We start from the raw sequence: 22,921 nt of genomic DNA, 5'->3' as shown, positions 1-22,921 counted from the left end.
CAGACGTTGCGCCAGCTCCGCCCGGAGGCGGAAACGATCGGCGGCGGATAATCTCGCGGGTAGCTTGTGGTCATAGGCAAATGCCATCTTGAAAACAGAGCGCTCCTGTGGAAAGCGAATTCCCACAGGAGCGCAGTCGGTTGCCCTTTTAGGACGAACGCCGGCTAAAGCAAGCCGGCCGCCGTCATCAGGTCGGTCACCTTTTTCGAGTTCAGCGTCGTCGGGTCGACTTTCGGCGCCTGCAGATCGGCCAGCGGCACCAGCTTCGGATTGGACTCGGCGCCCTTGCCGACTGCGTATTCGAACGAATCGCCTGTTTTCAGCACGTCCTGGCCGCCATTGCCGGTGACCCATTTCAGGAAAGCCTGCGCTTCCTTCGGGTGCTTGCTCGAGGCCAGCACACCACCGCCGGAAACCGAGACGAAAGCGCCGGGGTCCTGGTGCTTGAAATAGTGCAACTCGACATTCTTGCTGTTCTCGCCGGTCTTGGCCTGATCGCCGTAGTAGTAATAGTGGTAGATCACGCCGCCTTCGACCTCGCCGGCATTGACCGCCTTCATCACCGTGCTGTTGCCCTTATAGGCGGTAAAATTCTCCTTCATCGCCTTCAGCCATTCGGCCGTCGCTGCCTCGCCCTTGAGCTGCAGAAGCGCGCTGACGATCGCCTGGAAATCGGCGCCGGAGGGCGAAGCGGCCCAGCGGCCCTTCCAGCTCGGATCGGCGAGATCGAGCAGCGATTTGGGCAGCTGGTCGGCGCTCAGCTTGGTCTTGTTGTAGGCAAAGACGGTGCTGCGCGCGGCAACGCCGACCCATTTGCCGCTTGCCGGCTGGTACTCCTGCGGAACCTGGGCCAGCGTCTCGGTGTCGACCGGTGCGAACAGGCCGGCCGCCTCGACCAATGCCATGGCCGGCGAATTCTCCGTCAGGAATACATCGGCGGGCGAAGCGGTGCCTTCGGCAACAATCTGGTTGGAAAAATCGCTGTCGCCGCCATTGCGGACGGTAACCTTGATGCCGGTTTCCTTGGTGAATCCCTCCGCCCAAGCCTTGGTCAGGTTTTCGTGCTGGGCGTTGTAGACGACGATGCCCTCGTCCTCTGCCATTGCCGGGCCGGCGATCAGGCTGATTGCAAGTGCTGTCGCACCGGCAAGGGCGGAAAGAGCATATTTCATGGCGTCGTCCTCGATTTCGATTGGCTTTGGCTTGGCACGCTGCACCTATCAATACATGACTAGCGCAGTCAACATTGCTGGCCCACTCAATCGCTCAAAAGGAGCAAACTTTCGTGATGCTCAGCTAATTTGCCTTGGACATTATTTCGCCGGCCACGTAACAAATCAGCGCCGAGACGCGAATATCGGGGAGTGAACTCTTGTGAGCGGCAAGGACGAAGCCGAGCTTTCACGGCTGCTGCGGGCCGCGATCGCCGGAGACGAAAGAGCCTATGCCGACTTTCTGCACCGGATCGCCGCGCTCGTTCGTGGCTTTGCCCGGCGCAAGATCGTGCAGGGCGGGGTGGATCCCGAGGATGTAGTGCAGGAAACCTTGCTGGCCATTCATGTGAAACGACACACCTGGCGCCATGATGCGCCGGTGCTGCCTTGGGTCTATGCAATAGCCCGCTTCAAGCTGATCGATGCGTTCCGGCGGCGCGGTCGGCGGATCGAGATCGAGATCGACGAAATCGCCGAGACCTTTGCCGAGCCGGAATCGGAGACGGTGAGCGAGCGCGACGTCAACCGGGCGCTCGACAGCCTGTCGCCGGCACAGCGTTCCGTCGTCTCGGCCGTATCGGTCGAAGGCCGGTCAATCGGTGAGACCGCGGCCAAATTCGGCATCAGCGAGACGGCTGTGCGGGTGTCACTGCACCGCGGGCTTGCCGCCATTGCCAAACGGTTCAGGGCGGGGCGGGAATAAGAATAACATGAGGACCGAAGATTTCATCAGGGCGCTTGACGCCGATGCCCGCAGCAAGGCGCTGCCGCTAGGCACCGCCTGGTGGCTTGCCGCCGGCGTGGCCATCGTGATCGCGGCCGCGGTTTTCTGGCTGACGATCGGCCCGCGCCCCGACATTGCGATCGCCATGCACACGATGCGGTTCCTGTCCAAATTCGTCTTCACGATTGCTCTTGCCGTCAGCGCCTTTGTCCTGGTGCGTGGGCTGTCGACGCCCGGTGCATCGACCGGCCGGGCGGTGAGCTGGATGATCGCCGCGCCGCTGCTGGTGATTGTGGCTGTGATTTTCGAACTCTTCGCCGTGCCTGCGTCCGACTGGGGCACGCGCCTGGTCGGCACGAACAGGGTCATCTGCCTGACCTTCATTCCGTTGATCGGGATCGGCCCGCTTGCCGTCTTTCTCGCGGTGCTGCGCCATGGCGCGCCGACAAGGCCGGTGCTTGCCGGTGCGGCCGCGGGCCTGCTTGCCGGCGGGCTGGCGGCGACCTTCTATGCGGCGCATTGCTTCGACGATTCGCCGCTTTTCGTCGGCACCTGGTATACGATCGCGGTCGCCATCCTTGCCGTGCTCGGGGCGCTCGGCGGACGACTTTTTGTGCGCTGGTAGCGAGGCGATCAGCGTGTCGGAACGGGATGCTCGCCGCGATAGTCGTAGAAGCCGCGCCCGGTCTTGCGGCCGAGCCAGCCGGCCTCGACATATTTGACCAGCAGCGGGCAGGGGCGGTATTTCGAATCCGACAGCCCGTCATGCAGCACCTGCATGATCGATAGGCAGGTATCGAGCCCGATGAAGTCGGCAAGCTGCAGCGGCCCCATCGGATGGTTGGCGCCGAGCTTCATGGCGGTATCGATGGCGTCGACCGAGCCGACACCTTCATAGAGCGTGTAGATCGCCTCGTTGATCATCGGCAGCAGGATGCGGTTGACGATGAAGGCCGGGAAATCCTCCGAGACGGTGATCGTCTTGTCGAGCTGCTTCACATAGGTTTTTGCCGCCTCGAAGGTCTGGTCCTCGGTGGCGATGCCGCGCACCAGTTCGACCAGTTTCATCACCGGAACCGGATTCATGAAATGTATGCCGATGAAGCGTTCCGGCCGGTCGGTCTGCGAAGCCAGCCGTGTGATCGAGATCGATGACGTGTTCGTCGCCAGGATGGCCTCGGGGTTGAGCTGCGGGCAGAGCTGGGCGTAGATCTTGCGCTTGACCGTCTCGTCCTCCGTCGCTGCTTCGATCACCAGATCGGCGCCCGCAAGGTCGGCCATGGCCGGTGCCGCCGAAATGCGCGCCATAGCCTCATTGCGCAGCTTTTCCTCGAGTTTGCCTGAGCCGACCTGACGGGCCATGTTGCCGCTGATCGTAGCGATGCCCTTTTCGATGCGGTCGGGCGAAATATCGTAAACCAGCACCTTATAGCCCGCCAGCGCCGACACATGGGCGATGCCGCCACCCATCTGGCCCGCGCCGATGATGCCGATCGTTTCGATCTTGCTCATTACCCGATCCCGTCGAGGCCTTTGCGGCCCGTTTTTTGTGCAGTGCAAACTAAAAGGGCGGGGCGACTTCGTCTACCCCACCCCTCAGAATTTAATACGCTTTGGCAGAAGGCGTCAAAGCGCCTTTTGCAGTTCCGGCAGAATGACGAAGAGATCGCCGACGAGACCGTAGTCGGCGACCTGGAAGATCGGCGCTTCCTCGTCCTTGTTGATGGCAACGATCACCTTCGAATCCTTCATGCCGGCAAGGTGCTGGATGGCACCGGAGATGCCGACGGCAATATAAAGGTCGGGCGCTACCACCTTGCCGGTCTGGCCGACCTGCCAGTCGTTCGGCGCATAGCCGGCATCGACGGCGGCGCGAGATGCGCCAACCGCCGCACCGAGCTTGTCGGCGACCGGCAGGATGACCTCCTGGAACTTCTCGGAGGAGCCCAGCGCACGGCCGCCCGAGATGATGATCTTGGCCGAGGTCAGCTCTGGACGGTCGGTCTCGGAGAGCTTGTTCTCGACAAAGCTCGACAGGCCGGGATTGGCCGCCGCCTGGACCGTCTCGACCGGCGCGGAACCGCCCTCGGGCGCTGCCTGGAAGGAAGCGGTACGCACCGTGATGACCTTCTTGGCGTCACTGGACTGCACCGTCTGGATGGCGTTGCCGGCATAGATCGGCCGCTTGAAGGTGTCGGGCGACACGACTTCGATGATTTCAGATATCTGGGCGACATCGAGCAGCGCCGCCACGCGGGGCGCAACGTTCTTGCCCGACGAGGTCGCCGGCGCGATGATCGTCTCGTATGGCTCTGCAAGCGAAACGACGAGTGCCGCCAGCGGTTCGGCGAGACGCTCGGTCAGTTCGTCGGCGTCGGCGAGCAGTACCTTGGTGACGCCCTTGAGCTTGGCGGCGGCGTCCGCTGCCGGCTTGGCGCCTTTGCCGGCAACCAGCACATGCACGTCCGAACCGATCTGGAGCGCCGCCGAAAGCGCCTTGGCGGTCTGGTCGGAAAGCGCAGCGTTGTCGTGTTCGGCAATCAGAAGAATAGCCATGATGTTTTCCTGACTTTCGTCTTCGAGGCTCCTGAAATCCGGTCAGGCCGAGTCGAAAACGGTTGGTTTCGAGAACCGGAGCGGAGCGTACTTCAGTACGTGAGCACCGGAAGCGGAGAACCGGCCGTTTGCAGGCCGGCCTCATCGGATTTCCTTAGAGCACGCCGGCTTCGTTCTTCAGCTTGTCTACCAGTTCGGCGACGCTCTTGACCTTGACGCCCGCCTTGCGGCCGCCCGGCTCCTCGGTCTTGATCACTTTAAGCCGCGGCTTGACGTCGGCGCCGTAATCGGCAGGGCTCTTCTCGTCGAGCGGCTTCTTCTTGGCCTTCATGATATTGGGCAGAGAAGCGTAGCGTGGCTGGTTCAGCCGCAAATCGGCCGTGACGATCGCCGGCATCTTCAGTTCCAGCGTCTGCAGGCCGCCATCGACCTCGCGCGTCACCGTGGCCTTGTCACCGTCGAGCACGATCTTGGAGGCGAAGGTGCCCTGCGCCCAGCCGAGAAGTGCGGCCAGCATCTGGCCGGTCTGGTTGGAATCGTCGTCGATCGCCTGCTTGCCGAGAATGACAAGGCCGGGCTGTTCTGCCTCGACGACGCCCTTCAGCACCTTGGCGACGCCCAGCGGCTCAGTCTGCTCGTCGGTCTTGACCAGGATGGCGCGGTCAGCGCCCATGGCGAGCGCCGTGCGCAAGGTCTCCTGTGCCTGCTGCGGCCCGATCGACACGACGATGATCTCTTCGGCCTTGCCAGCTTCCTTCAGCCGGATCGCCTCTTCGACCGCGATCTCGTCGAACGGGTTCATCGCCATCTTGACGTTGGCGAGTTCCACCGCCGAACCGTCCGCCTTCACCCGGACCTTGACGTTCGCATCCACAACCCGCTTCACGGGCACAAGGATCTTCATTTGCCTGCCACCTCTTTCACGATAGTCTTTTCACGCTCGTCGGGCGCGCTATAGCAGCGTGCACCTCTTCATAGTTGTCGAAAGCCGACATTCCGGACGGAATTCTGGTCTTCGCCACGCCAGTAGGGTGGCGCTTCCGTAGTTGCGGCGACCCCGCGCGTCAATATCCGAGGCGCACTCGGATCCTCGGCGAAGCACTCAAATCGGTTCAGTCCGGACCGGAAACGCTTCCCCGGCCCCAGCGCGGCGCCGGCTGCGCAGGTTGTGGGTCGCTTGGCGCCGGCTCCCCGGCTACGGGCGCCGGACCGGCGACCACGGCCGGCTCCTCGTCTGCGCCGGCGAGTAGCGGTACGCCGCGGCTGCGCAAGACAAGCACCAGCACGGCTCCAGCGATGATGCCGCCGATATGGCAGGCCCAGGAAACCTGATCCTCGCCCCCCTGGGAGAACATGAAGATCTGGAACAGGATCCACAGGATCAGCGGGATGAAGGCCGGGATGCGCAACGGGATGCGCGCGAAGACCAGCACCCATACCTTCACCCGCGGATAAAGGATCAGATAGGCGGCGACCACACCGGCGATGGCGCCCGACGCGCCAATCAGCGGCACCCGCGAATCCCAGGCAACCAGACCCTGGAAGAAAGCGCCGGCAATGGCGCAAAGCAGATAGAAGACGAGGTAGCGGATGTGGCCGAGTGCATCCTCGACATTGTCGCCGAACACCCACAGGAACAGCATGTTGCCGCCGAGGTGGAAGATATCCGCGTGCAGGAAGGAATAGGTCAGATAGCTCAGGCTCTCCGGAATGACGACAAATTGCGGAGCGAGGTCGACGCTGTCATGCACAACCGACGGGATGAAACCGAGGCCCATCACCGTGGCGTTGGCGAAATCCTCGCCGCCTAATGTGGTGACAAAGTAGATCAGCACGTTGAGCGCGATCAGGCTGATCGTCACATATTGCAGCTTGATGTGCCGCAGCCTGTTGGTGTCGTAAAGCGGGATGAACATCAGGTCCCCAGCTCGGCAGATTTCAGCGGTTCTTGCCGGGAACCCATAGCACGTCGGCATTTCCGTTGTCATTGACCGCGCGTGCGGCGACGAACAGAAAGTCCGAGACACGGTTGATGTATCTTATCGCCTCGCGGTTGACGTGCTCGTCCGGGTCTTGCGACAGCGCCACCATGATGCGCTCGGCGCGGCGGGCCACCGTGCGGGCGAGGTGAAGGGCAGCCGCCGCCGGCGTACCGCCGTTGAGCACGAAGGATTTGAGCGGCTCAAGGTCCTTGTTGAGGAGATCGATATCCTGTTCGATGCGGTCGGTCTGCGAGGCGATGATGCGCAACGGCTCGTAGTCGAGCGGCTTGCCATTATCGGGGACCGCCAGATCGGCGCCGAGATCGAAAAGGTCGTTCTGGATGCGGCCGAGCATCGCATCGATCGCCGGATTTACTGCCGCGGTATGAATGCGGGCCATGCCGATGCAGGCATTGGCCTCGTCGACCGTGCCGTAGGCGTCGATGCGAAGGTCGGATTTCAGCCGCCGCTCGCCGGAGCCGAGACCGGTGGTGCCATCGTCGCCAGTGCGGGTGTAGATCTTGTTGAGCTTGACCACGGGGTACCTCCCGGCTGGTGCTGCGTCACTTACGGGTGAAATACACCGCCAGCATGATCAGCACCAAGGCCACGAACTGCAAGAGCACGCGCGTCTGCATCAGCTTGTTGGAGGTCATGCTGGAGCCGCCGCGCATCATGTTGATGAGGCCGCGGATCAGCACGATCACCACTGCGACCATGACAAGAACGGCGAGGATGTTGAAGACGGTTGCCATGGTGTGTTCCAGTTGAATTGCGTTCAGGCGCGATTGGCGAGCAGACGGTAGAGTGCAGAAGCCGGCAGGATGCGTTTAAGGATCACACCGATCCTGGCCGGCACTGTTACCACATAATGCGGGCGCGGGCGCCGCGACAGAAGCGCATGGTGCAAGGCGGCATAAACCACCTCCGCCCCGGGCTTCAGCCGCGATGTGCTGCCGCCGGCCCGCAGCCGTTTGAGTTGCGCCGCATAGGCGAGGCGATGAACGGAATTCTCGTGATCGATATTCGCCAGGAACCATGCGAGGCTGTTGCTGGCGATCTTCGATTTCACCGGCCCCGGCTCGATCAGCGAAACATGGATGCCGCTGCCGAGGAGTTCTTGATAGAGGGACAGCATCAGCCCTTCGATAGCGTGCTTCGATGCCGAGTAGGCGCCGCGAAAAGGCACCGGCGCGAGGCCGAGGATCGATGAGCAATGAACGAGACGACCATGGCCCTGACGGCGCATCACCGGTACGACGCGGCGAGTGAGATCATGCCAGCCAAAGACATTGGCCTCGAACTGCTGCCGTAAAGCCTCGACCGGCAGGTCCTCGACGGCGCCGGGTTGTCCGTAGGCGCCATTGTTGAAGAGCGCACCGAGCCGGCCGCCGGTCCGTTCCAGCACCGACGCCACCAGCGCCTCGATCGATCCGGGCTCGGTGTAGTCCAGATAAAAGGCCTCGATGCCGTCGGCCTCGAGCGCGGCGATATCTTCGGGCTTTCGGGCCGTTGCGAACACCCGCCAGCCTTCCCTCTTAAGAGCATAGGCGCAATAGGCGCCTATGCCGGAAGAGGCACCTGTGACAATGATGGTGCGCAACTCTTCTCCGGGAGGAATGGTGGTTTGACCTAGGGTTGTCATTTACCGCAAACCCTTCCCATATTCGCGGCGTCGGGACAATCGAAGGGAACGCGGTTCTTGTTGCGGAAGATCGTAGCCCTCAAACGCGTCCTCTACGACGCGCTCGGCCATTTCAACACCGACGACGGCTGGGCAATGGCCAGCCATCTGGCGATCACCGCGCTGATGGCGCTTTTTCCTTTCCTGATCTTCGCTACGACGCTGGCGAGTTTTTTCGGCGCGCAGGCTTTCGCCGACACCGCCGTGCACCTTGTGTTCGACACATGGCCCGAGCAGATCGCCAAACCGATCGCGCGCGAGGTGCTCAACGTGCTTACCGTCCGGCGCAGTGACCTGTTGACCTACGGTATCGTGCTTGCCGGATATTTCGCCTCGAACGGCATCGAGGCGCTGCGCACCTCGCTCAACCGGGCCTATCGTGTCTCGGAAACGCGCGGCATCATCTACCGGCGGGTGCAGAGCATCATCTTCGTGCTGATCGCGACGGCCGGGTTTTTGGCCATCAGCGTGCTGCTGGTCTTCGCGCCGTTGCTGGCACGGCTGGCCGAGTCGCATTTCGAATGGATAAAGCCCTACATGGGCACGATCACGCTGTGGCGTTACGTCATCGCCTCGGTCGTCATCATCGGCGGCCTGTTCGCCGTGCATTTCTGGTTGCCGGCCGGCAAGCGCCGCTTCGTTTCGATCGTGCCTGGCATCATCTTCACGCTGGTCGGCTGGCTCATCGGGTCGACCATCTTCGCCGCCTATCTCGATCATTTCTCGTCCTATGTGACGACCTATGCCGGCCTCGCCTCGATCATGATCGCCGTCGTCTTCCTCTACATCGTATCAGCGATCTTCATCCTCGGTGGCGAGCTCAACGCCGCGATCAGCCGCTATTTAGAGGCGCGTGCCCGCGTCGGCGGCTGAGCCGTCGCCAGCCCGACGCCGAGCGTCGCGATCGCCATGCCGGCGATCTGGAGCGGGCTCAAGTGCTCACCGAACAATGCCCAGGCGATGACCGCGGTGACGGCCGGCACGAGGTAAAACAGCGAGGCGACCTTCGACATTTCGCCGTCGCGGATCATCACCATCAACAGGAAGATGGCGCCGATCGACAGCACAAGCACGAGCCAGGCCATGGCGAAGATCAGTTCGCCATTGACGATGACCGTTCGCGTCTCGAAGGCTAGCGAGGCCAAGGCCATTACAGATGCGCCGCCGACATATTGCCAGAACGTGGCAGCCACCAGATCGCCGCCGGAAGCAAAGCGCTTCTGCCAGATCGTGCCGGCGCTCATGCCGAGCACCGAGACAAGTGAGGCGCCCAGTGTTTCGGCCGTCACCCCGCCGCCGAGCGCGCCGAGCTTCGGCCAGAGCACGATCACCACACCGATCAGCCCGAGGCCGAGACCGGCCCAGTGGCGCGGCAGGATGGCCTCGCCGAGAAGCCTGCCGGCGAGCACTGCCGTGATCAGCGGCTGCAGGCCGACGATCAGGGCTGAAAGCCCAGCGGGCATGCCCCGGTGGATGGCCCAGAACACGCCGCCGAGATAGACGCCATGCATCAGGATGCCGGCGCCGGTCGCGTGCAGCGCCTCGTCGCGGGTGGCGCGGCTCGAACCAAGTGCGGCCATCAAAGCGACAAGCAGGATTGCGGCCAGGACAAAGCGCGCGGCCAGGAAAGTAAAGGGCTCCGCCCACGGCATGGCATAGCGCGCGCCGATGAAGCCGGTCGCCCACAGGACGACGAAAGAGGCGGGGATGAACCGCTTGAGGCTGTGCATTTTTCCGGAGGCCACGCGTCGGTGAGGACTGATTGTCGCGCTTGCTCTAATGCCGTTCCGAGCGGAAGGCAAAACCAAACCGTTGATCCATAGGCTCAATTCCATTCAAGGAATGCCTTTGGCGCCGCTAGAGACCGACCAGCCGCCTCACATCGTCCGGCGATGCGCCCGTCTTACGCTGGGCGGCAAGGCCGGTATCGCCAAGACTCTTCGACAGCTTTCGTCCGTCCGGGCCGAGGATCAGGCGATGGTGAAAATAGGCCGGCTGCGGCAGGCCAAGCAGTTGCTGAAGCAGCCGCTGCACGCTGGTCGCGGAATAGAGATCCTGGCCGCGCACGACATGGCTGACGCCCTGCAGCGCGTCGTCCATGGTGACGGCGAGGTGATAGCTGGTCGGGATTTCGCGGCGCGCCACGACCACGTCGCCCCAATCCTGCGGATGGGCTTCGACACGACGCGTCGCGGAGAGCGTCTCGTCCGTGTATTCGGCCCATGACAGGTCCTTGCCGGCGCGCGCTATTGCCGCATCGACGTCCAGCCGCCAGGCAAATGGCACATTTTCGGCCTGGCGCCGCTTGCGTTCGCTCGCCGTCAACGCCTTGTCGGCGGCAGGATAGAGCGGCACGCCGTCCGGGTCGCGCGGCCAGTCGCGGCCACGCTTCTCGCTGTCGGCGATAAAGGCGCGGATCTCACTTCTGCTCATGAAGGCCGGGTAGACAAGTTCTTCCTCGATCAGCCGCTCGAGCATCGCCCGATATTCGGCAAAATGCTCGGACTGGCGGCGCACCGGTTCCTCCCAGCCAAGCCCCAGCCATTTCAGGTCGCGAAAAATGCCTGCCTCGAATTCCGGCGTGCAGCGTGTCGTGTCGATATCCTCGATGCGCAGCAGCAGGCGTCCGCCCGTCGCCTTTGCCAATTTCTGATTGAGCAGCGCCGAATAGGCATGGCCGAGATGCAGTTCGCCGTTCGGGCTCGGCGCGAAGCGGAATGTCAGCAGTGTCATTGTCCGGCGGCAATCGGGTTGTGTGGCGCTTTCGCCAATTGCTACTTTGCGCCGGTGGCGTCGTGCGTCCAGAGGGACACGTGACGAAGCGTGCGGCACTTTTGATTTTGGAACAAGCAGACATGCAACGCATCGCCAGTCTCGACGACATTGCGCAAGGGCTGGATAGGCTATGCTTACTCGACCCACGCCTGGAAAGAGTGCGCGGCATGGCCGGCGAGGTGCCGCTCAGGCTATCGGAGCCGGGGTTCAGGAGCCTTGCTTCCATCGTCGTTTCGCAACAAGTGTCCCGCGCGAGCGCCGACGCCATCTTCGGCCGGCTGACGAGACTGCTCGATCCGCTGACGCCGCAGGCGATACTTGCCGCCGACGAGGTGATCTTTCGCGAGGCCGGGCTGTCGCGACCCAAGCAGCGCGGCCTGCTTGCCGTCGCCCGGGCGGTGGCCGACGGGCTCGACCTCGATCACCTCTGTCGGCTCGATGCAAGCGAGGCGATCGCGGCCATGACCAGGGTGCCGGGGATCGGCCCGTGGACGGCTGAAGTCTACCTTTTGTTTGCCGCCGGACACCCGGACATCTTTCCGGCGCGCGACGTTGCATTGCAGAGCGCGGTCGGCCATGCACTAGGCATCGACCCGCGTCCGCCGGAGAAAATGCTGATCCGGCTTGCCGAATCATGGAGCCCGTGGCGCGGTGTCGCATCGCGGCTTTTCTGGGCTTATTATCGCGAATTGAAGGGCAGGGATGCCGCGCCTCCGGCCTGAATCCGCAAAAAAGCATTGAAATCATGCGTTTTTGAGACCCGGCATGATCGACAATCCGCTTCACATCCCTGTCATGTCGGGCTTACAGTATCCGCGTCGACCGGTTCTAGGGTGAAGGAGGTCAACGACGTGACGGTTGCCGTATCTCCGGATGGGCTTCCAGCGCTGGTGCTGAATGCGGATTACCGTCCGCTCAGCTATTACCCCCTGTCGCTCTGGTCCTGGCAGGATGCCATCAAGGCGGTGTTCCTCGAGAGGGTGAACATCGTCGCCGAATACGAACACGCCGTCTCTTCACCGACCTTTTCGATGAAGCTGCCGAGCGTCGTCAGCCTGAAGGCTTACGTGAAGCCGTCGAGGCATCCGGCGTTTACCCGTTTCAACGTCTTCCTGCGTGACCGTTTCCAATGCCAATATTGCGGCACGCCGGACGATCTGACGTTCGACCATGTCATTCCTCGCCATCGCGGCGGCGCCACGACCTGGGAGAATGTCGTCGCTGCCTGCTCGCCCTGCAATCTGAGGAAGGGCGGCATGATGCCGGCCCACGCCAAGATGTGGCCGCTGCAGAAGCCCTACCAGCCGACGGTGCATGATTTGCATAATAACGGCCGGCTGTTCCCGCCCAACCATCTACACGAAAGCTGGATGGATTATCTGTACTGGGATGTCGAACTCGAACCATAGAGTTCGGCAGAAATCCGCCATGCCGGTCGCCTGACGCAGCTTTCCGCGCTTCCGGTGCTCACGTACTTTAGTACGCTCCGCTCCGGTTCTCGAAAGCCACGTCATGCACTCCGGCCTGACGAATTTCTGGACGAACTCTGCGTTGTGCCGCTCAGTCGCGGGCGAAGGCGCTGCGGAAGGCTACGACCGTCAGGACAAAGCTGGCGATGGCGTTCCAGCCGGCCAGCGACAGGCCGAGGATGCGGAGCGCCGCCTTGTCGCAGGAGGGCGGGACGAATTTGTCGAGCGCATCGAGCACGCCCTTGCCGCCGGTGTCCACCGGCCCGGCGGCTGCGGTGCAATCGGTCGGGCCTGGCCACCACGCCCATTCGACGCCGGAGTGATAAACGCCGAGATAGACGCCGTAGAGCATCAGCAGGCCGCCAATAGCCAGCAGGCCACGGCTTACCCAGGCTGGCGCGTGAAGAGCCGACGCAAGCACCGCCAGCAGCATCAAGGGCACGCCGACGTAGTAAGGCGTGCGCTGCTCGAGGCAGAGCTTGCAGGGGATGTAGCCGCCGAGATACTGGAAGGCCAGCGCCGAGCCGACCGTGGCGGCCATGGCGACAGCGAGAAACAGGGCGGTGCGCAGCCGCTGGCGTCCGGTATCGGCATTCACGGTCGCTGTCATCGGACTCAGTCCATTCGGTTCGATGCCGTTCAGACGGCGTATTTGACGACAATATAGAGCAAAATCAGGGCAGCGGCGGCGGCGCCTGCAATCTGGCCAAGGCGCTTTTCGATGAAGTGGCGGATCGGCTCGCCATAGCGGCGCAACAGCCACGCGAGAAACAGGAAGCGAGCACCGCGCGCCACGATTGCCAGCACGATGAACAGCAGCAAAGGAACACCGATGACGCCCGACAGGATCGTCACAACCTTGATCGGCGGCAGATGGGCGAGGCCGGAGGTGACCAGCATCAGGATGATGAAGCCGACACCCGATGAGACGCGCATCGCTTCGAACTCGTCATATTTGCCATAAAATTCGAGGATCGGCCGCGCCACCGCATCATAGGCATAATGGCCGATGAACCAGCCGGCGATGCCGCCCAGCACCGAGGCGACGGTGGCGACCAGCGCGTAACGATAGGCGCGATCCGGCCGCGACAGCGCCATCGGCAGATAGAGGACGTCGGCCGGCACCAGGAACACCGAGCTCTCGACGAAGGCGATGAAGGCCAGCCACCATTCGGCGGATTTGCTCGCCGCCAGCGACAAGGTCCAGTCGTAAAGTCCGCGAAGCATCGGCACTCCTAATGCACGCCCAAACCAGAAGCGGTCTTGGGATCACGACATGTACAAACAAGACTTGGAAGCGCCCCGCATCAACCTCGTCGGACAAGGTGCGCTTCAATGACATGCGCCGCCTGTCTAGAAAGATTTTCCGCGCTGCACAATGGCAGCTGCTTCACGAAATCGAAAGGCTGAGGCTTGAGCGAGCCCAGATGTCGGGATTTGGCCAGTTGACGAACAGGCCTCCAACCGTATAGTCCGCGCCCATCCAGGCCGCCCGGCCTGAGCCCCTATGGCGGAATTGGTAGACGCGCTCGACTCAAAATCAGGATGCGTCTACCGTCAGCCCGCAGGGTAATAGGATTGGAGGTCAATGGGTTAGGAGTTAAGAGCCGCTTAATTCTCGAACTGCCACCCTCTGCGTAGGTGCAGCATGAGAGCGTTGAGAGGTAAATGAGTTAGCGCCTTGCGGGTGTGGTGAAACTGGTAGACGCGCTGGATTCAAAATCCAGTTCCGAAAGGAGTGTCGGTTCGAGCCCGACCACCCGCACCAACTATCGGCCAACAAACTTTGAGAACGGCAGTCATTTCACCTGTCGCGCCAGAGTTCGAATCGTGTCGGCCGCCCACCTCCACCAGGATACTCCGCAATGTCCGGTGATGGATGGGACAGATCAATACATAAAATCAATATGTTATGAGAGATCGTGTGCAAAAACTGCACACGAAAGGTCCGCTACTCTTCTGGTTTTCGTTCCTGCGATGGAGTAGCCGACGGGCCTCTTGGGACGCCTGTTGAGTAGCTGCGCTGTCCTATCCTGCGAGGACCGTTGCTGGTGTATCCGCGATCTGCCGTCTTTCAGATGGCGGACGTCACCCATGTCGGTCGACCAAGATCAAGCTTGATCCCGCTGACCACGCGACGCCGCTGATGTGCTCGACACCAATGCCCGACTGCGTCGGCGCATTACGCGTGAGCCGTAAGAAATAAAATGACCAGTGCGCTTGAGCCCGCTGCAATATCAAAAAGATGCCCCGGCTTCAGGGAGGCCACACGCGCCGCCCATTCGTCGGCTGTGAAAGCGCGTCGTTGCAATGCAAGTGAAAAAAACTACCGGCCAATCAAAGCGAACATTTCTGGACTGTTTGCCGACCGAGGCGGAGTTTGATGAGGCTCAACTTCAGCCGGGACCGAAATGGCCTTACCGACCGATCCAGATCACCACGCCCGGGAGACGCTCCGGCTGATCGGCCCCGATCCGCAGAACTGGGTGCCGGACCGGGAAGGCATCGACCACAATGTCTTCATCGTTGGCGGTGGGCAGACGGGGGCGACCTTTGCCTTCGCGTTGAGGCGTGCCGGCATCGGCAAGGTTACTGTCGTCGACGCGGCACCGGATGAAAGCAAGGCCGGCATCTGGTTCACTCATGCACGGATGAACCGGCTGCGAACGCCAAAGGGCTTGCCGGGGCCGGAACTCGGCTTGCCGGGCTTGAGCTTTCAGTCCTGGTACGAAGCCCGCCACGGTGCGGAAGCCTATGCCGGATTCGACCGCATCGCACGGACGGATTGGGCGAACTACCTGAAATGGTATCGCGCGTTCCTCGGTATCGGCATCCGTTACGGCACGCGTCTCATTCGCATCGAGCCGGCCGGCGGGCTTTTTCGCCTCCACCTCGAAGCCGACGGCACGCCATCGGTCGAAACGGCGCGCAAGATCATTCTGGCCAATGGCTTTGGCGGCAGCGGCGGTCCAGTGATACCGGCGGTACTTGCCGCCTTGCCGCGGGGCCTTGTCGCACACAGTTCGGCGGCAATCGATTTTGCCTCGCTCAAGGGCAAGGCAATGGCTGTCGTCGGGTCGGCGGCTTCGGCATTCGATGCGGCCGGAGCTGCCCTTGAGGCCGGCGCGAAATCGGTGCGTCTCTTTGCCCGCCGCAACAGCATTGCCAGTGTGCCGATCAACCGGGTGCGCGGCTATCCCGGCGCCTATGACAATTATCCTCGGCTGCCCGATGCGGTGCGCTGGCGCCAGGCATTGCGCTTCCGCGAGGCCGGTTCAACGCCGCCGCTCGATGCGGTGGAGCGGGCGGTGCGGCACCAGAATTTTCATCTCCATCTCGGTGCCCCCTGGACAAATGCGGATGTCGAAGACGGCAAGGTCGTCACCGATATCGCAGGCGAGACGTTTGCGTTCGACTTCGTCGTCGCCGGCACCGGCTATTTCGCCGACCCGACGCGCAAGCCTGAGTTCGCCGATTTCGCCGCCACCATCCGGCTATGGCGCGACCAGTACGCGCCGCCGGAAGCAGAGCTGGATGAATTTTTCGGCGCCCATCCTTATCTCGGCCTCGGCCATGAATTTCTCGAGAAGGCGCCGGGGGAGGCGCCATTCCTGAGGAATATCCATGTCTTCAATCCCGGCGGCTTTGTCAGTTTCGGCCTGCCGATCGGCGATGTGCCGTCGATCAGGCGCGATGTGCCGGCCGTTGTCGCGCGCATCAGCCGCGATCTCTTCCTCGCCGATCTCGACAGCCATGAGAGCCGCATAACCGGGAGCCATCCGGCCGAGTTCGGCGAAGACGCCTATGCCGCTTCCGTCTCGCGGCCGGCGCAGACCATCGCGGCGGAATAGACGCATTTCCATGGACAAACGCCGATGACCTTCAGCCCTGACCTTTCCGACCCGTTCGTCGCCACGGCGGTCGAACTGCGCGAAATCTTCGATCGGGATGCCGTGGCGCGCGACAAGGCCGGCGGCCGGCCCGTCGAACAGATCCGCCTGCTGAAGGAAAGTGGTTTGCCGTCGGCGCAGATTCCCAAGCGCTATGGCGGCAAGGGCGCACCCTGGCTGTCGGTGCTTCGCGTCGTGCGCGAATTCGCCCGCACCGACGGCTCGCTCGCCCATCTCTACGGATACCATCATCTGCCGCTCAATGGCGTGCTGTTCCGTGGCACGCAGGCGCAGAGGGACCGGCTGCTGACACGCTCGGCAAGGGAGAACTGGGTCTGGGGCAATTCCGGCAACGCCATGTCGAAGACGTCGACGGCCAGGCGCAACGGCACGGGCTGGATCCTGAGCGGCTTTCGGCCGTTCTCCTCCGGTTCCCACATCGCAGACTACATCCAGGTTGCCTGGGAGGACGGCCAGGATAGACTAGCGGCAGCGATCCCGGCTGACCGTGAGGGCATCGTCATCGAGGATGACTGGGATGGTGTCGGCCAGCGGCAGACCGGCAGCGGCAAGGTGACGTTCAAGGACGTGCATGTCGGCGACGACGAACTGATTGGCTCGCCCGCGGTGCCGCTGACGCCGTTCCAGACGCTGACGTCACTGTTCCAGCAGGCGGTCCTGCTCAACCTGTTCGTCGGCAGCGCGCAAGGAGCGCTGAGCGAAGGCCGGGACTATACGGTCTCGCAATCGCGCCCCTGGGTCTATTCCGGCTATGAGAAACATACCGACGATCCGTTCGTGCAACGCAAATATGGCGACCTCTATATCCGCACGCTCGCCGCGGCCGAACTGGCCGATATAGCAGCATGCAGCCTCGATGCCGCCTATGGCCAGGGCGAGGCGTTGACCCTGGAGCAGCGCGGGCAGACGGCGATCGATCTCGCCACCGCCAATGTCTACGCCGGACAAGTCGGCCTCGACGCGTCGAGCGAGGTTTTCGAGGTGATGGGCGCCCGCTCAGCCACCAAGGCCAACGGCTACGACAGGTTCTGGCGCAACGTGCGCACGCACACGCTGCACAATCCGGCCGAATACAAGAAGCGCACGATCGGCACCTGGTTGCTGACCGGGGAATTCCCGGCCGGCGGACTGTACCGCTGAGGAGGCGAAAAAAATGGCCAGGCGCAAGGACAAGCTCAAGCTGGGAGCGTTTCTGCTCTTCACCGGTCACCATGTGGCGGCCTGGCGCCATCCAGCGGCAGGCGAGGGGACCAGCCTCGGCGACTACGTCGAACTTGCCCGGCTGGCGGAAGCGGCCAAATTCGACGCGATCTTCTTTGCCGATGGCGTCGCGGCGCGGCTGAGCAACCTCGAGGCCGCCAGCCGCAAGGCGCATAGCGGCGTCTATCCGTTCGAGCCGATCACGCTGCTGTCGGCACTGTCGGCCGTGACCAGGAACATCGGCCTCATCGCCACGGCGTCGACCAGTTTTTCCGATCCCTACAATCTGGCCCGCCAGTTCGCGTCGCTCGACCATCTGAGCCGCGGGCGCGCAGGCTGGAATCTGGTCACCTCTTCCGATCCGGAGGCAGCGTTCAATTTCGGTCACGAGACGCATATCCAGCATGGCGAGCGCTACGACCGCGCCGAGGAATTCGCCGATGTCGTGCTCGGCCTGTGGGACAGCTGGGAGGATGACGCCTTCCCGCGCGACAGAGCAAGCGGGCGCTATTTCGACAAGGACAAACTGCATGTGCTGAACCACAAGGGCCAGCACTTCAAGGTGCGTGGTCCCCTGAACACGCCGCGAACGCCGCAAGGTCGTCCGGTCGTGGTCCAGGCCGGCGCGTCGGGTCCGGGCAAAGAGCTGGCGGCTCGTACCGCGGAAGCGATTTTCGCCGCGCAGATCACGCTCGACGAAGCCACCGCCTTCTATGCCGACGTCAAGGGCAGGCTCGGCAAATATGGCCGCTCGGAGGATGACCTGAAAGTCCTGCCAGGCATTTTCCCGGTCGTCGGCCGCACTGAAGCCGAGGCGCGGGGGAAGTTCGAACAGCTGCAGGATCTCATCCAGCCGGAAGTCGGCCTCGGTCTGGTCTCGGCGCTGGCCGGCGGCTTCGACCTCAGCGCCTATCCGCTCGACGGGCCGGTGCCGGATTTGCCGGAGACCAATGCCGGCAAGAGCCGGCAAGCGCTGGTGATCGATCTGGCGTGGCGCGAGAACCTGACGATCCGGCAGCTTTATCTGCGCATCGCCGGCGCCCGCGGCCACTGGCAGGTGGTCGGCACGCCGCAACAGATCGCCGACACCATGGAAGAGCGGTTCGAGAATTACGGCGCCGACGGCTTCAACATCATGGCGCCGATCATGCCCGGCGGCCTGAAGGATTTCATCGAGCTGGTGGTGCCGGAACTGCGCCGCCGTGGCCTGTTCCGCGACGAGTATGAGGGCAGCACCTTGCGCGACAATCTCGGCCTGAAGCGACCGGCAAACCGTTTTTCGCGGCATGCCGCGGCAGCTGCGGAATAGGCCGGCAATGGCGCGCGACACGCTCTTTCTCATCCAGCCGGGTTTCGCCGACCCAAATCAGCCGGGCCAGACGTTCGTCTGCCCCTATTGCAACCAGGTTGAGGGATTGCTCGCAGCCTTTCCCGATCTCGCCGCCAGACTCGACGTTGAGCGCGTGCCGTTTTCGAGGCCGAGAGGCAAGGTGATCGACGCGCTCGGCGAACGGCACCAGTCGCTGCCGGTGCTGATCATCGGCAGCAATCCGCCCGCCGACTTGCCGACGGCCAAGGGCAAGGTCTTCGCCGATGACACCAGGCGCATTCTTGCACTGCTTGCCGAGCGCCACGGCTTTCCGCATCTGCATGAGTGACAGCATGACCTTCGATCCTGATACCTCCAATCCATGGATCGCCAAGGCGGCCGAGCTGCGCGAGATCTTTGCCCGCGACGCGGTCGAGCGCGACCAACTTGGCGGCAGGCCCGTCGAGCAGATACGGCTGCTCAAGGAGAGCGGCCTGCTCACCATCGTCATTCCCAAGGAATTCGGCGGCGCCGGCGAACCCTATTCGACGGCGCTGAAGATCGGCCGCGAGTTCGCCAAGGTCGACGGCTCGATCGGCCATATCTATGGCTACCATTTCAGCGCATTGATCGCCGCCAGGCTCAACTCGGACGAGCCGCGTTCAGCCGATCTGCTTCGGCGTTCGGCTGCCGGCGACTGGTTCTGGGGCAACACCGGCAACAGCTTTTCCAAAACGCTGTTCGGCCGCAAGGATGGCGAGTGGACGATCGTCAATGGTTTCAAACCCTTTGCCTCCGGCTCGCATGTTGCCGATTATCTTTCGACCTCGTGGGAGGACGAGAGCAGCGGCGAGAGGAAGTTTGCAGCGATCCCCGCGGACCGTGAAGGCATCACCGTTCTCGATGACTGGGACGGCATCGGCCAGACGCAGACCGGCAGCGGCAAGGTCGCCTACAAGGACGTCAGGATCCACGACAGCGAGTTGGTGCGCGGTTGGGTCGACGCGTCGTTGCCAATCCGCACCATCGGCCCGCTGCAGCAGCAGAGCGTGTTGCTCAATGTCTTTGTCGGCACGGCCCAGGGCGCGCTGCTGGCGGCGCGAGATTATACGCTCAACAGTTCGCGGCCGTGGATGTATTCCGGCGTCGAGCGCCATATCGACGATCCATGGATCAAGCGGCAGTATGGCGAGCTGTGGGTCAAGACGCGGGCGGCGACGGCGCTGGCCGATCGCGCGGCGGCGGCGATCGATCATGCGATCGCGCGCGGCAAGGCGCTGACCGAGCAAGAACGCGGTGAGGCGGCGGTTGCCGTCGCCGCGGCCAATGTGCTGGCAGGCGATGTTGCGCTCGAAGTCACGACCGAGATATTCGAGGTCATGGGTGCCCGCTCGGCGGTGCGCAAATACGGCTTCGACCGCTTCTGGCGCAACGCACGCATTCACACCTTGCACAACCCTGCCGAATACAAGACCCGCACCGTCGGCACCTGGTATCTGACCGGCGCATATCCCGAGCCCGGCGTCTTTCGATGAGCGGCCGGCAGCTCCATCTCAACGTCAACATCCTGCATGCCGGCTTCTCGCCGGCGGCATGGCGGATGGACGGCGTCGACCCCTATGCCGCCTTCACCGTCGGCCACTATGTGCACGTGGCGAAGATCGCCGAGCGCGCCAAGCTCGACGCCATCTTTCTTGCCGATCAGGCAGCAATCTCGGACCGCATTGACTATCGGCCGATCACATCTCTGGAGCCGACGATTGTGCTGGCGACGGTAGCCGCCGCAACCGAGCGCATCGGCCTGATCGCCACCGCTTCAACCAGCTTCAACGAGCCCTACAATATCGCCAGGCGCTTCGCGACGCTCGACCATGTCAGCGACGGACGCATCGGCTGGAACATCGTCACCACGGCCGATCCCGCCTCGGCCCGCAATTTCGGCCTCAACGGTGCCATCGATCATGGCCGGCGCTACGAGCGGGCGGCGGAATTTGCTGACATCGTCAAGGCATTGTGGGACAGCTGGGAGGACGATGCCTTCATCGGCGACGTCGCCGGCGGGCGCTTCGTCGATGCCACCAAGGTTCACGCCATCGACCACAAGGGCGCACATTTCTCGGTGCACGGCCCGCACAATGTGCCGCGTTCGCCGCAAGGGCATCCGGTGGTCGTCCAGGCCGGCGGGTCCGATGACGGCAAGGACCTCGCCGCCCGCCACGCCGAAGCCGTGTTTTCCGCATCGCAATCTTTCGAGGAAGCGCTCGGCTATGCGCGGGAACTTAAGGCGCGTGCCGTCGCCTATGGCCGCACCGGCGGCGTGCCGCTCAACCTCGCCGGCCTAGCCACTATCATCGGCAGCACAGAGGGGGAAGCGGAGCGGCGGCAAGAAGAGCTGTGGGATCGCATTCCGCTCGACTACAGCCTTGGGCGGCTGTCCGGCGTGCTCGGCATCGATCGCGAGCGGCTGAAGCTCGATGAGAAGTTGCCGGAACGGATTCAACTGCCCCCCAACGGCGGCCACACCTTCTTCAAGGCCACGCTCGCGCTCGCCCGCAGCAATGATTTCACGGTTCGCCAGCTGATCCGGGCGCTGAACGGCAGCACTGGCCACCGCACCATCGTCGGCACGCCGGAGCAGATCGCCGACGATATCGAAAGATGGTTTGTCGCCGGCGCCGCCGACGGCTTCAACCTGATGCCGGACGTGCTGCCGACCGGACTGGAGGTCTTTGTCGATACGGTGGTGCCGATCCTGCGCCGGCGAGGGGTGTTCCGAACGGAATATGAAGGGCGCACGCTGCGCGACCATCTCGGCCTTATCAGGCCCGAAAGCCGCTTTGCACCGCAGCCGAGCAAGGCGCCAGGGCTGCTAGGGGCAGCCCTTTGAATGATCATCAAAATACAACGGAGCGGAAGGTCCTGCCATTGACCTCCATGCCCGGCCAAAATACAGGCCCGACAATGAGCGCTGACACCGAGTTTCTTTGGTACATCCCGAACCAGGTCGCTCCCGGTCACCGCGGCGAGCCGGCCGTCGAGAACCACAACAGCCTGGAGACGCTGACCAGCCACGCGAAGGCGCTTGAGGAATACGGCTGGAAGGGCGCGCTGATCGGTACCGGCTGGGGTCGGCCCGACACTTTTACTGTCGCGGCCTCGCTCGCCGCGCGGACCACCTCCTTCGAGCCGCTCATCGCGATCCGCCCGGGGTACTGGCGGCCGGCGCACTTCGCATCCGCCGTAGCCACGCTCGACCAGCTGACCGCCGGTCGCGTGCGTATCAACATAGTGTCAGGCAAGGACAACCTCGCTGCGTATGGCGACAGCGAAGGTGACCAGATACATCGCTATGCCCGTACCAGAGAGTTCATGCGCCTGGTTCGCAGACTTTGGACTGAAGAGAACGTGACCTTTGCGGGCGAGCACTTCCAGGTCACTGGCTCTACCGTGATGCCCCGCATCCATGTCCGTGGCGATCGTCGCCATCCCAAGCTCTACTTCGGCGGCGCGTCGGAGGCGGCGGCGCGGGTGTCGGCCAGCGAGGCGGATGTCCAGCTCTTCTGGGGCGAGCCGCTCGACGGCGTCCGGGAGCGGATCGAGCGACTCAAAGCCTTGAGCAGGGAACTCGACCGAGACCTCCCGCCTCTGGAGTTCGGGTTGCGGGTCACCACGCTGGTCCGCGACACCGCTGGGCAGGCCTGGGCGGACGCAGAAGCGAAGGTCGACGAGATGGCCAAGGGCCAGGGAGCCGGCTGGAACGATCACGGTCGAGCGGTAGCGGTGGGCCAGCAGCGTCTGCTCGATCTGCACGCGCGCGGCGAGGTGCTGGACGACAATCTCTATACTGCGCCGGGCAAATATGGCGGCGGCGCTGGCACCACCTGGCTGGTCGGCTCGGCCGCCGACGTCGCCCGCTCGCTCGGCAGGTACCGGGACCTGGGCATCACACACTTCGTGCTCTCGGACACGCCGTATCTTTCCGAGATCAAGCGGCAAGGCGATCAGTTGCTTCCGCTTTTGCGCAACGGGGCCCAAGCCGCGCTTCTTGAATGACCTGGGGTCGTCAGAACACCGAATAAGCCAGATTGCCAGTAGGG

Annotated in this window: 24 protein-coding genes and 1 tRNA gene; 13 read left to right on the top strand and 12 right to left on the bottom strand. The window is 63.1% G+C overall.

Annotated features, from left to right (window positions below; genetic code table 11):
• Positions 1 to 164 precede the first annotated feature (164 nt).
• Positions 165 to 1,172, bottom strand: coding sequence for an iron ABC transporter substrate-binding protein (locus NKH33_RS05035; protein WP_352820118.1), 1,008 nt, complete (start codon positions 1,170 to 1,172; stop codon positions 165 to 167).
• A 202-nt stretch (positions 1,173 to 1,374) separates the two neighbouring features.
• Here NKH33_RS05035 and NKH33_RS05030 point away from each other — a divergent pair, with 202 nt between their 5' ends.
• Complete coding sequence (locus NKH33_RS05030) at positions 1,375 to 1,917, top strand: sigma-70 family RNA polymerase sigma factor (protein ID WP_352489432.1); 543 nt, start codon at positions 1,375 to 1,377, stop codon at positions 1,915 to 1,917.
• A gap of 7 nt (positions 1,918 to 1,924) precedes the next feature.
• Positions 1,925 to 2,563: an NrsF family protein gene (locus NKH33_RS05025; protein ID WP_352918386.1), complete on the top strand. Its 639-nt coding sequence runs from the start codon at positions 1,925 to 1,927 to the stop codon at positions 2,561 to 2,563.
• Positions 2,564 to 2,571: 8 nt separating this feature from the next.
• Here the strand turns inward: NKH33_RS05025 and NKH33_RS05020 are convergent, their stop codons facing one another.
• The 7 genes from NKH33_RS05020 to NKH33_RS04990 form a co-directional block, all read right to left on the bottom strand.
• A complete protein-coding gene (locus NKH33_RS05020; protein WP_023677945.1) occupies positions 2,572 to 3,450 on the bottom strand; it encodes a 3-hydroxybutyryl-CoA dehydrogenase in 879 nt (292 codons plus the stop codon).
• Between the two features lie 114 nt (positions 3,451 to 3,564).
• A complete protein-coding gene (locus NKH33_RS05015) occupies positions 3,565 to 4,494 on the bottom strand; it encodes an electron transfer flavoprotein subunit alpha/FixB family protein (protein ID WP_023677946.1) in 930 nt (309 codons plus the stop codon).
• A gap of 154 nt (positions 4,495 to 4,648) precedes the next feature.
• Positions 4,649 to 5,398 (bottom strand): electron transfer flavoprotein subunit beta/FixA family protein, encoded by a 750-nt coding sequence (locus NKH33_RS05010; protein WP_023677947.1) that lies wholly within the window; start codon positions 5,396 to 5,398, stop codon positions 4,649 to 4,651.
• A gap of 208 nt (positions 5,399 to 5,606) precedes the next feature.
• Positions 5,607 to 6,410, bottom strand: coding sequence for a rhomboid family intramembrane serine protease (locus NKH33_RS05005; protein WP_352820119.1), 804 nt, complete (start codon positions 6,408 to 6,410; stop codon positions 5,607 to 5,609).
• A 22-nt stretch (positions 6,411 to 6,432) separates the two neighbouring features.
• Positions 6,433 to 7,014 (bottom strand): cob(I)yrinic acid a,c-diamide adenosyltransferase, encoded by a 582-nt coding sequence (locus tag NKH33_RS05000; RefSeq protein WP_023677949.1) that lies wholly within the window; start codon positions 7,012 to 7,014, stop codon positions 6,433 to 6,435.
• A 25-nt stretch (positions 7,015 to 7,039) separates the two neighbouring features.
• Positions 7,040 to 7,231: a twin transmembrane helix small protein gene (locus tag NKH33_RS04995; RefSeq protein ID WP_023677950.1), complete on the bottom strand. Its 192-nt coding sequence runs from the start codon at positions 7,229 to 7,231 to the stop codon at positions 7,040 to 7,042.
• Between the two features lie 23 nt (positions 7,232 to 7,254).
• The gene (locus tag NKH33_RS04990; RefSeq protein WP_352820120.1) at positions 7,255 to 8,121 is read right to left on the bottom strand and encodes an SDR family oxidoreductase; all 867 of its coding nucleotides are present in this window, start codon (positions 8,119 to 8,121) and stop codon (positions 7,255 to 7,257) included.
• A 57-nt stretch (positions 8,122 to 8,178) separates the two neighbouring features.
• Between NKH33_RS04990 and NKH33_RS04985 the strand changes: the two genes are divergently transcribed.
• Positions 8,179 to 9,033 (top strand): YihY/virulence factor BrkB family protein, encoded by an 855-nt coding sequence (locus NKH33_RS04985; RefSeq protein WP_292656768.1) that lies wholly within the window; start codon positions 8,179 to 8,181, stop codon positions 9,031 to 9,033.
• Here NKH33_RS04985 and NKH33_RS04980 read toward each other — a convergent pair.
• Together NKH33_RS04980 and gluQRS are read right to left on the bottom strand one after the other, a co-directional pair.
• A complete protein-coding gene (locus tag NKH33_RS04980) occupies positions 9,000 to 9,890 on the bottom strand; it encodes a DMT family transporter (RefSeq protein WP_352471389.1) in 891 nt (296 codons plus the stop codon). The two genes, NKH33_RS04985 and NKH33_RS04980, sit on opposite strands and share 34 nt — an antisense overlap.
• A gap of 127 nt (positions 9,891 to 10,017) precedes the next feature.
• Entirely contained in the window at positions 10,018 to 10,893 is an 876-nt protein-coding gene (gene gluQRS, locus NKH33_RS04975; protein ID WP_352820121.1) for a tRNA glutamyl-Q(34) synthetase GluQRS, read from the bottom strand.
• 122 nt (positions 10,894 to 11,015) lie between these two features.
• Here gluQRS and NKH33_RS04970 point away from each other — a divergent pair, with 122 nt between their 5' ends.
• Complete coding sequence (locus NKH33_RS04970) at positions 11,016 to 11,657, top strand: DNA-3-methyladenine glycosylase family protein (protein ID WP_352471385.1); 642 nt, start codon at positions 11,016 to 11,018, stop codon at positions 11,655 to 11,657.
• Between the two features lie 129 nt (positions 11,658 to 11,786).
• Positions 11,787 to 12,344, top strand: coding sequence for an HNH endonuclease (locus NKH33_RS04965; protein ID WP_023677956.1), 558 nt, complete (start codon positions 11,787 to 11,789; stop codon positions 12,342 to 12,344).
• Between the two features lie 151 nt (positions 12,345 to 12,495).
• On the opposite strand, the gene NKH33_RS04960 is transcribed toward NKH33_RS04965, so the two are convergent.
• Together NKH33_RS04960 and NKH33_RS04955 are read right to left on the bottom strand one after the other, a co-directional pair.
• Positions 12,496 to 13,014, bottom strand: a complete 519-nt coding sequence (locus NKH33_RS04960) for a disulfide bond formation protein B (RefSeq protein WP_352452439.1) — start codon at positions 13,012 to 13,014, stop codon at positions 12,496 to 12,498.
• A 29-nt stretch (positions 13,015 to 13,043) separates the two neighbouring features.
• Complete coding sequence (locus NKH33_RS04955; protein ID WP_023677958.1) at positions 13,044 to 13,631, bottom strand: YqaA family protein; 588 nt, start codon at positions 13,629 to 13,631, stop codon at positions 13,044 to 13,046.
• Between the two features lie 456 nt (positions 13,632 to 14,087).
• Between NKH33_RS04955 and NKH33_RS04950 the strand changes: the two genes are divergently transcribed.
• The 8 genes from NKH33_RS04950 to NKH33_RS04915 all read left to right on the top strand — a co-directional run bounded on the left by NKH33_RS04950 (position 14,088) and on the right by NKH33_RS04915 (position 22,877).
• Positions 14,088 to 14,172 (top strand) — tRNA-Leu (locus NKH33_RS04950).
• A gap of 643 nt (positions 14,173 to 14,815) precedes the next feature.
• Positions 14,816 to 16,255: an NAD(P)-binding domain-containing protein gene (locus NKH33_RS04945; RefSeq protein WP_352820122.1), complete on the top strand. Its 1,440-nt coding sequence runs from the start codon at positions 14,816 to 14,818 to the stop codon at positions 16,253 to 16,255.
• 24 nt (positions 16,256 to 16,279) lie between these two features.
• Entirely contained in the window at positions 16,280 to 17,455 is a 1,176-nt protein-coding gene (locus NKH33_RS04940) for an acyl-CoA dehydrogenase family protein (RefSeq protein WP_352540175.1), read from the top strand.
• Between the two features lie 13 nt (positions 17,456 to 17,468).
• Entirely contained in the window at positions 17,469 to 18,824 is a 1,356-nt protein-coding gene (locus tag NKH33_RS04935; RefSeq protein WP_352918384.1) for an LLM class flavin-dependent oxidoreductase, read from the top strand.
• 7 nt (positions 18,825 to 18,831) lie between these two features.
• Entirely contained in the window at positions 18,832 to 19,173 is a 342-nt protein-coding gene (locus NKH33_RS04930; RefSeq protein ID WP_352683052.1) for a DUF3088 domain-containing protein, read from the top strand.
• 4 nt (positions 19,174 to 19,177) lie between these two features.
• Complete coding sequence (locus tag NKH33_RS04925; RefSeq protein WP_352471374.1) at positions 19,178 to 20,359, top strand: acyl-CoA dehydrogenase family protein; 1,182 nt, start codon at positions 19,178 to 19,180, stop codon at positions 20,357 to 20,359.
• Positions 20,356 to 21,711 (top strand): LLM class flavin-dependent oxidoreductase, encoded by a 1,356-nt coding sequence (locus tag NKH33_RS04920; protein WP_352918382.1) that lies wholly within the window; start codon positions 20,356 to 20,358, stop codon positions 21,709 to 21,711. The genes NKH33_RS04925 and NKH33_RS04920 overlap by 4 nt, the downstream gene beginning before the upstream one ends.
• Before the next feature lie 74 nt (positions 21,712 to 21,785).
• Positions 21,786 to 22,877, top strand: a complete 1,092-nt coding sequence (locus NKH33_RS04915) for an LLM class flavin-dependent oxidoreductase (RefSeq protein ID WP_352918380.1) — start codon at positions 21,786 to 21,788, stop codon at positions 22,875 to 22,877.
• Positions 22,878 to 22,921 lie beyond the last annotated feature (44 nt).

Source organism: Mesorhizobium sp. M1182, from assembly GCF_040318335.1.
Classification (GTDB): Bacteria; Pseudomonadota; Alphaproteobacteria; order Rhizobiales; family Rhizobiaceae; genus Mesorhizobium.
This window is presented reverse-complemented; position numbering and strand designations above follow the sequence as displayed.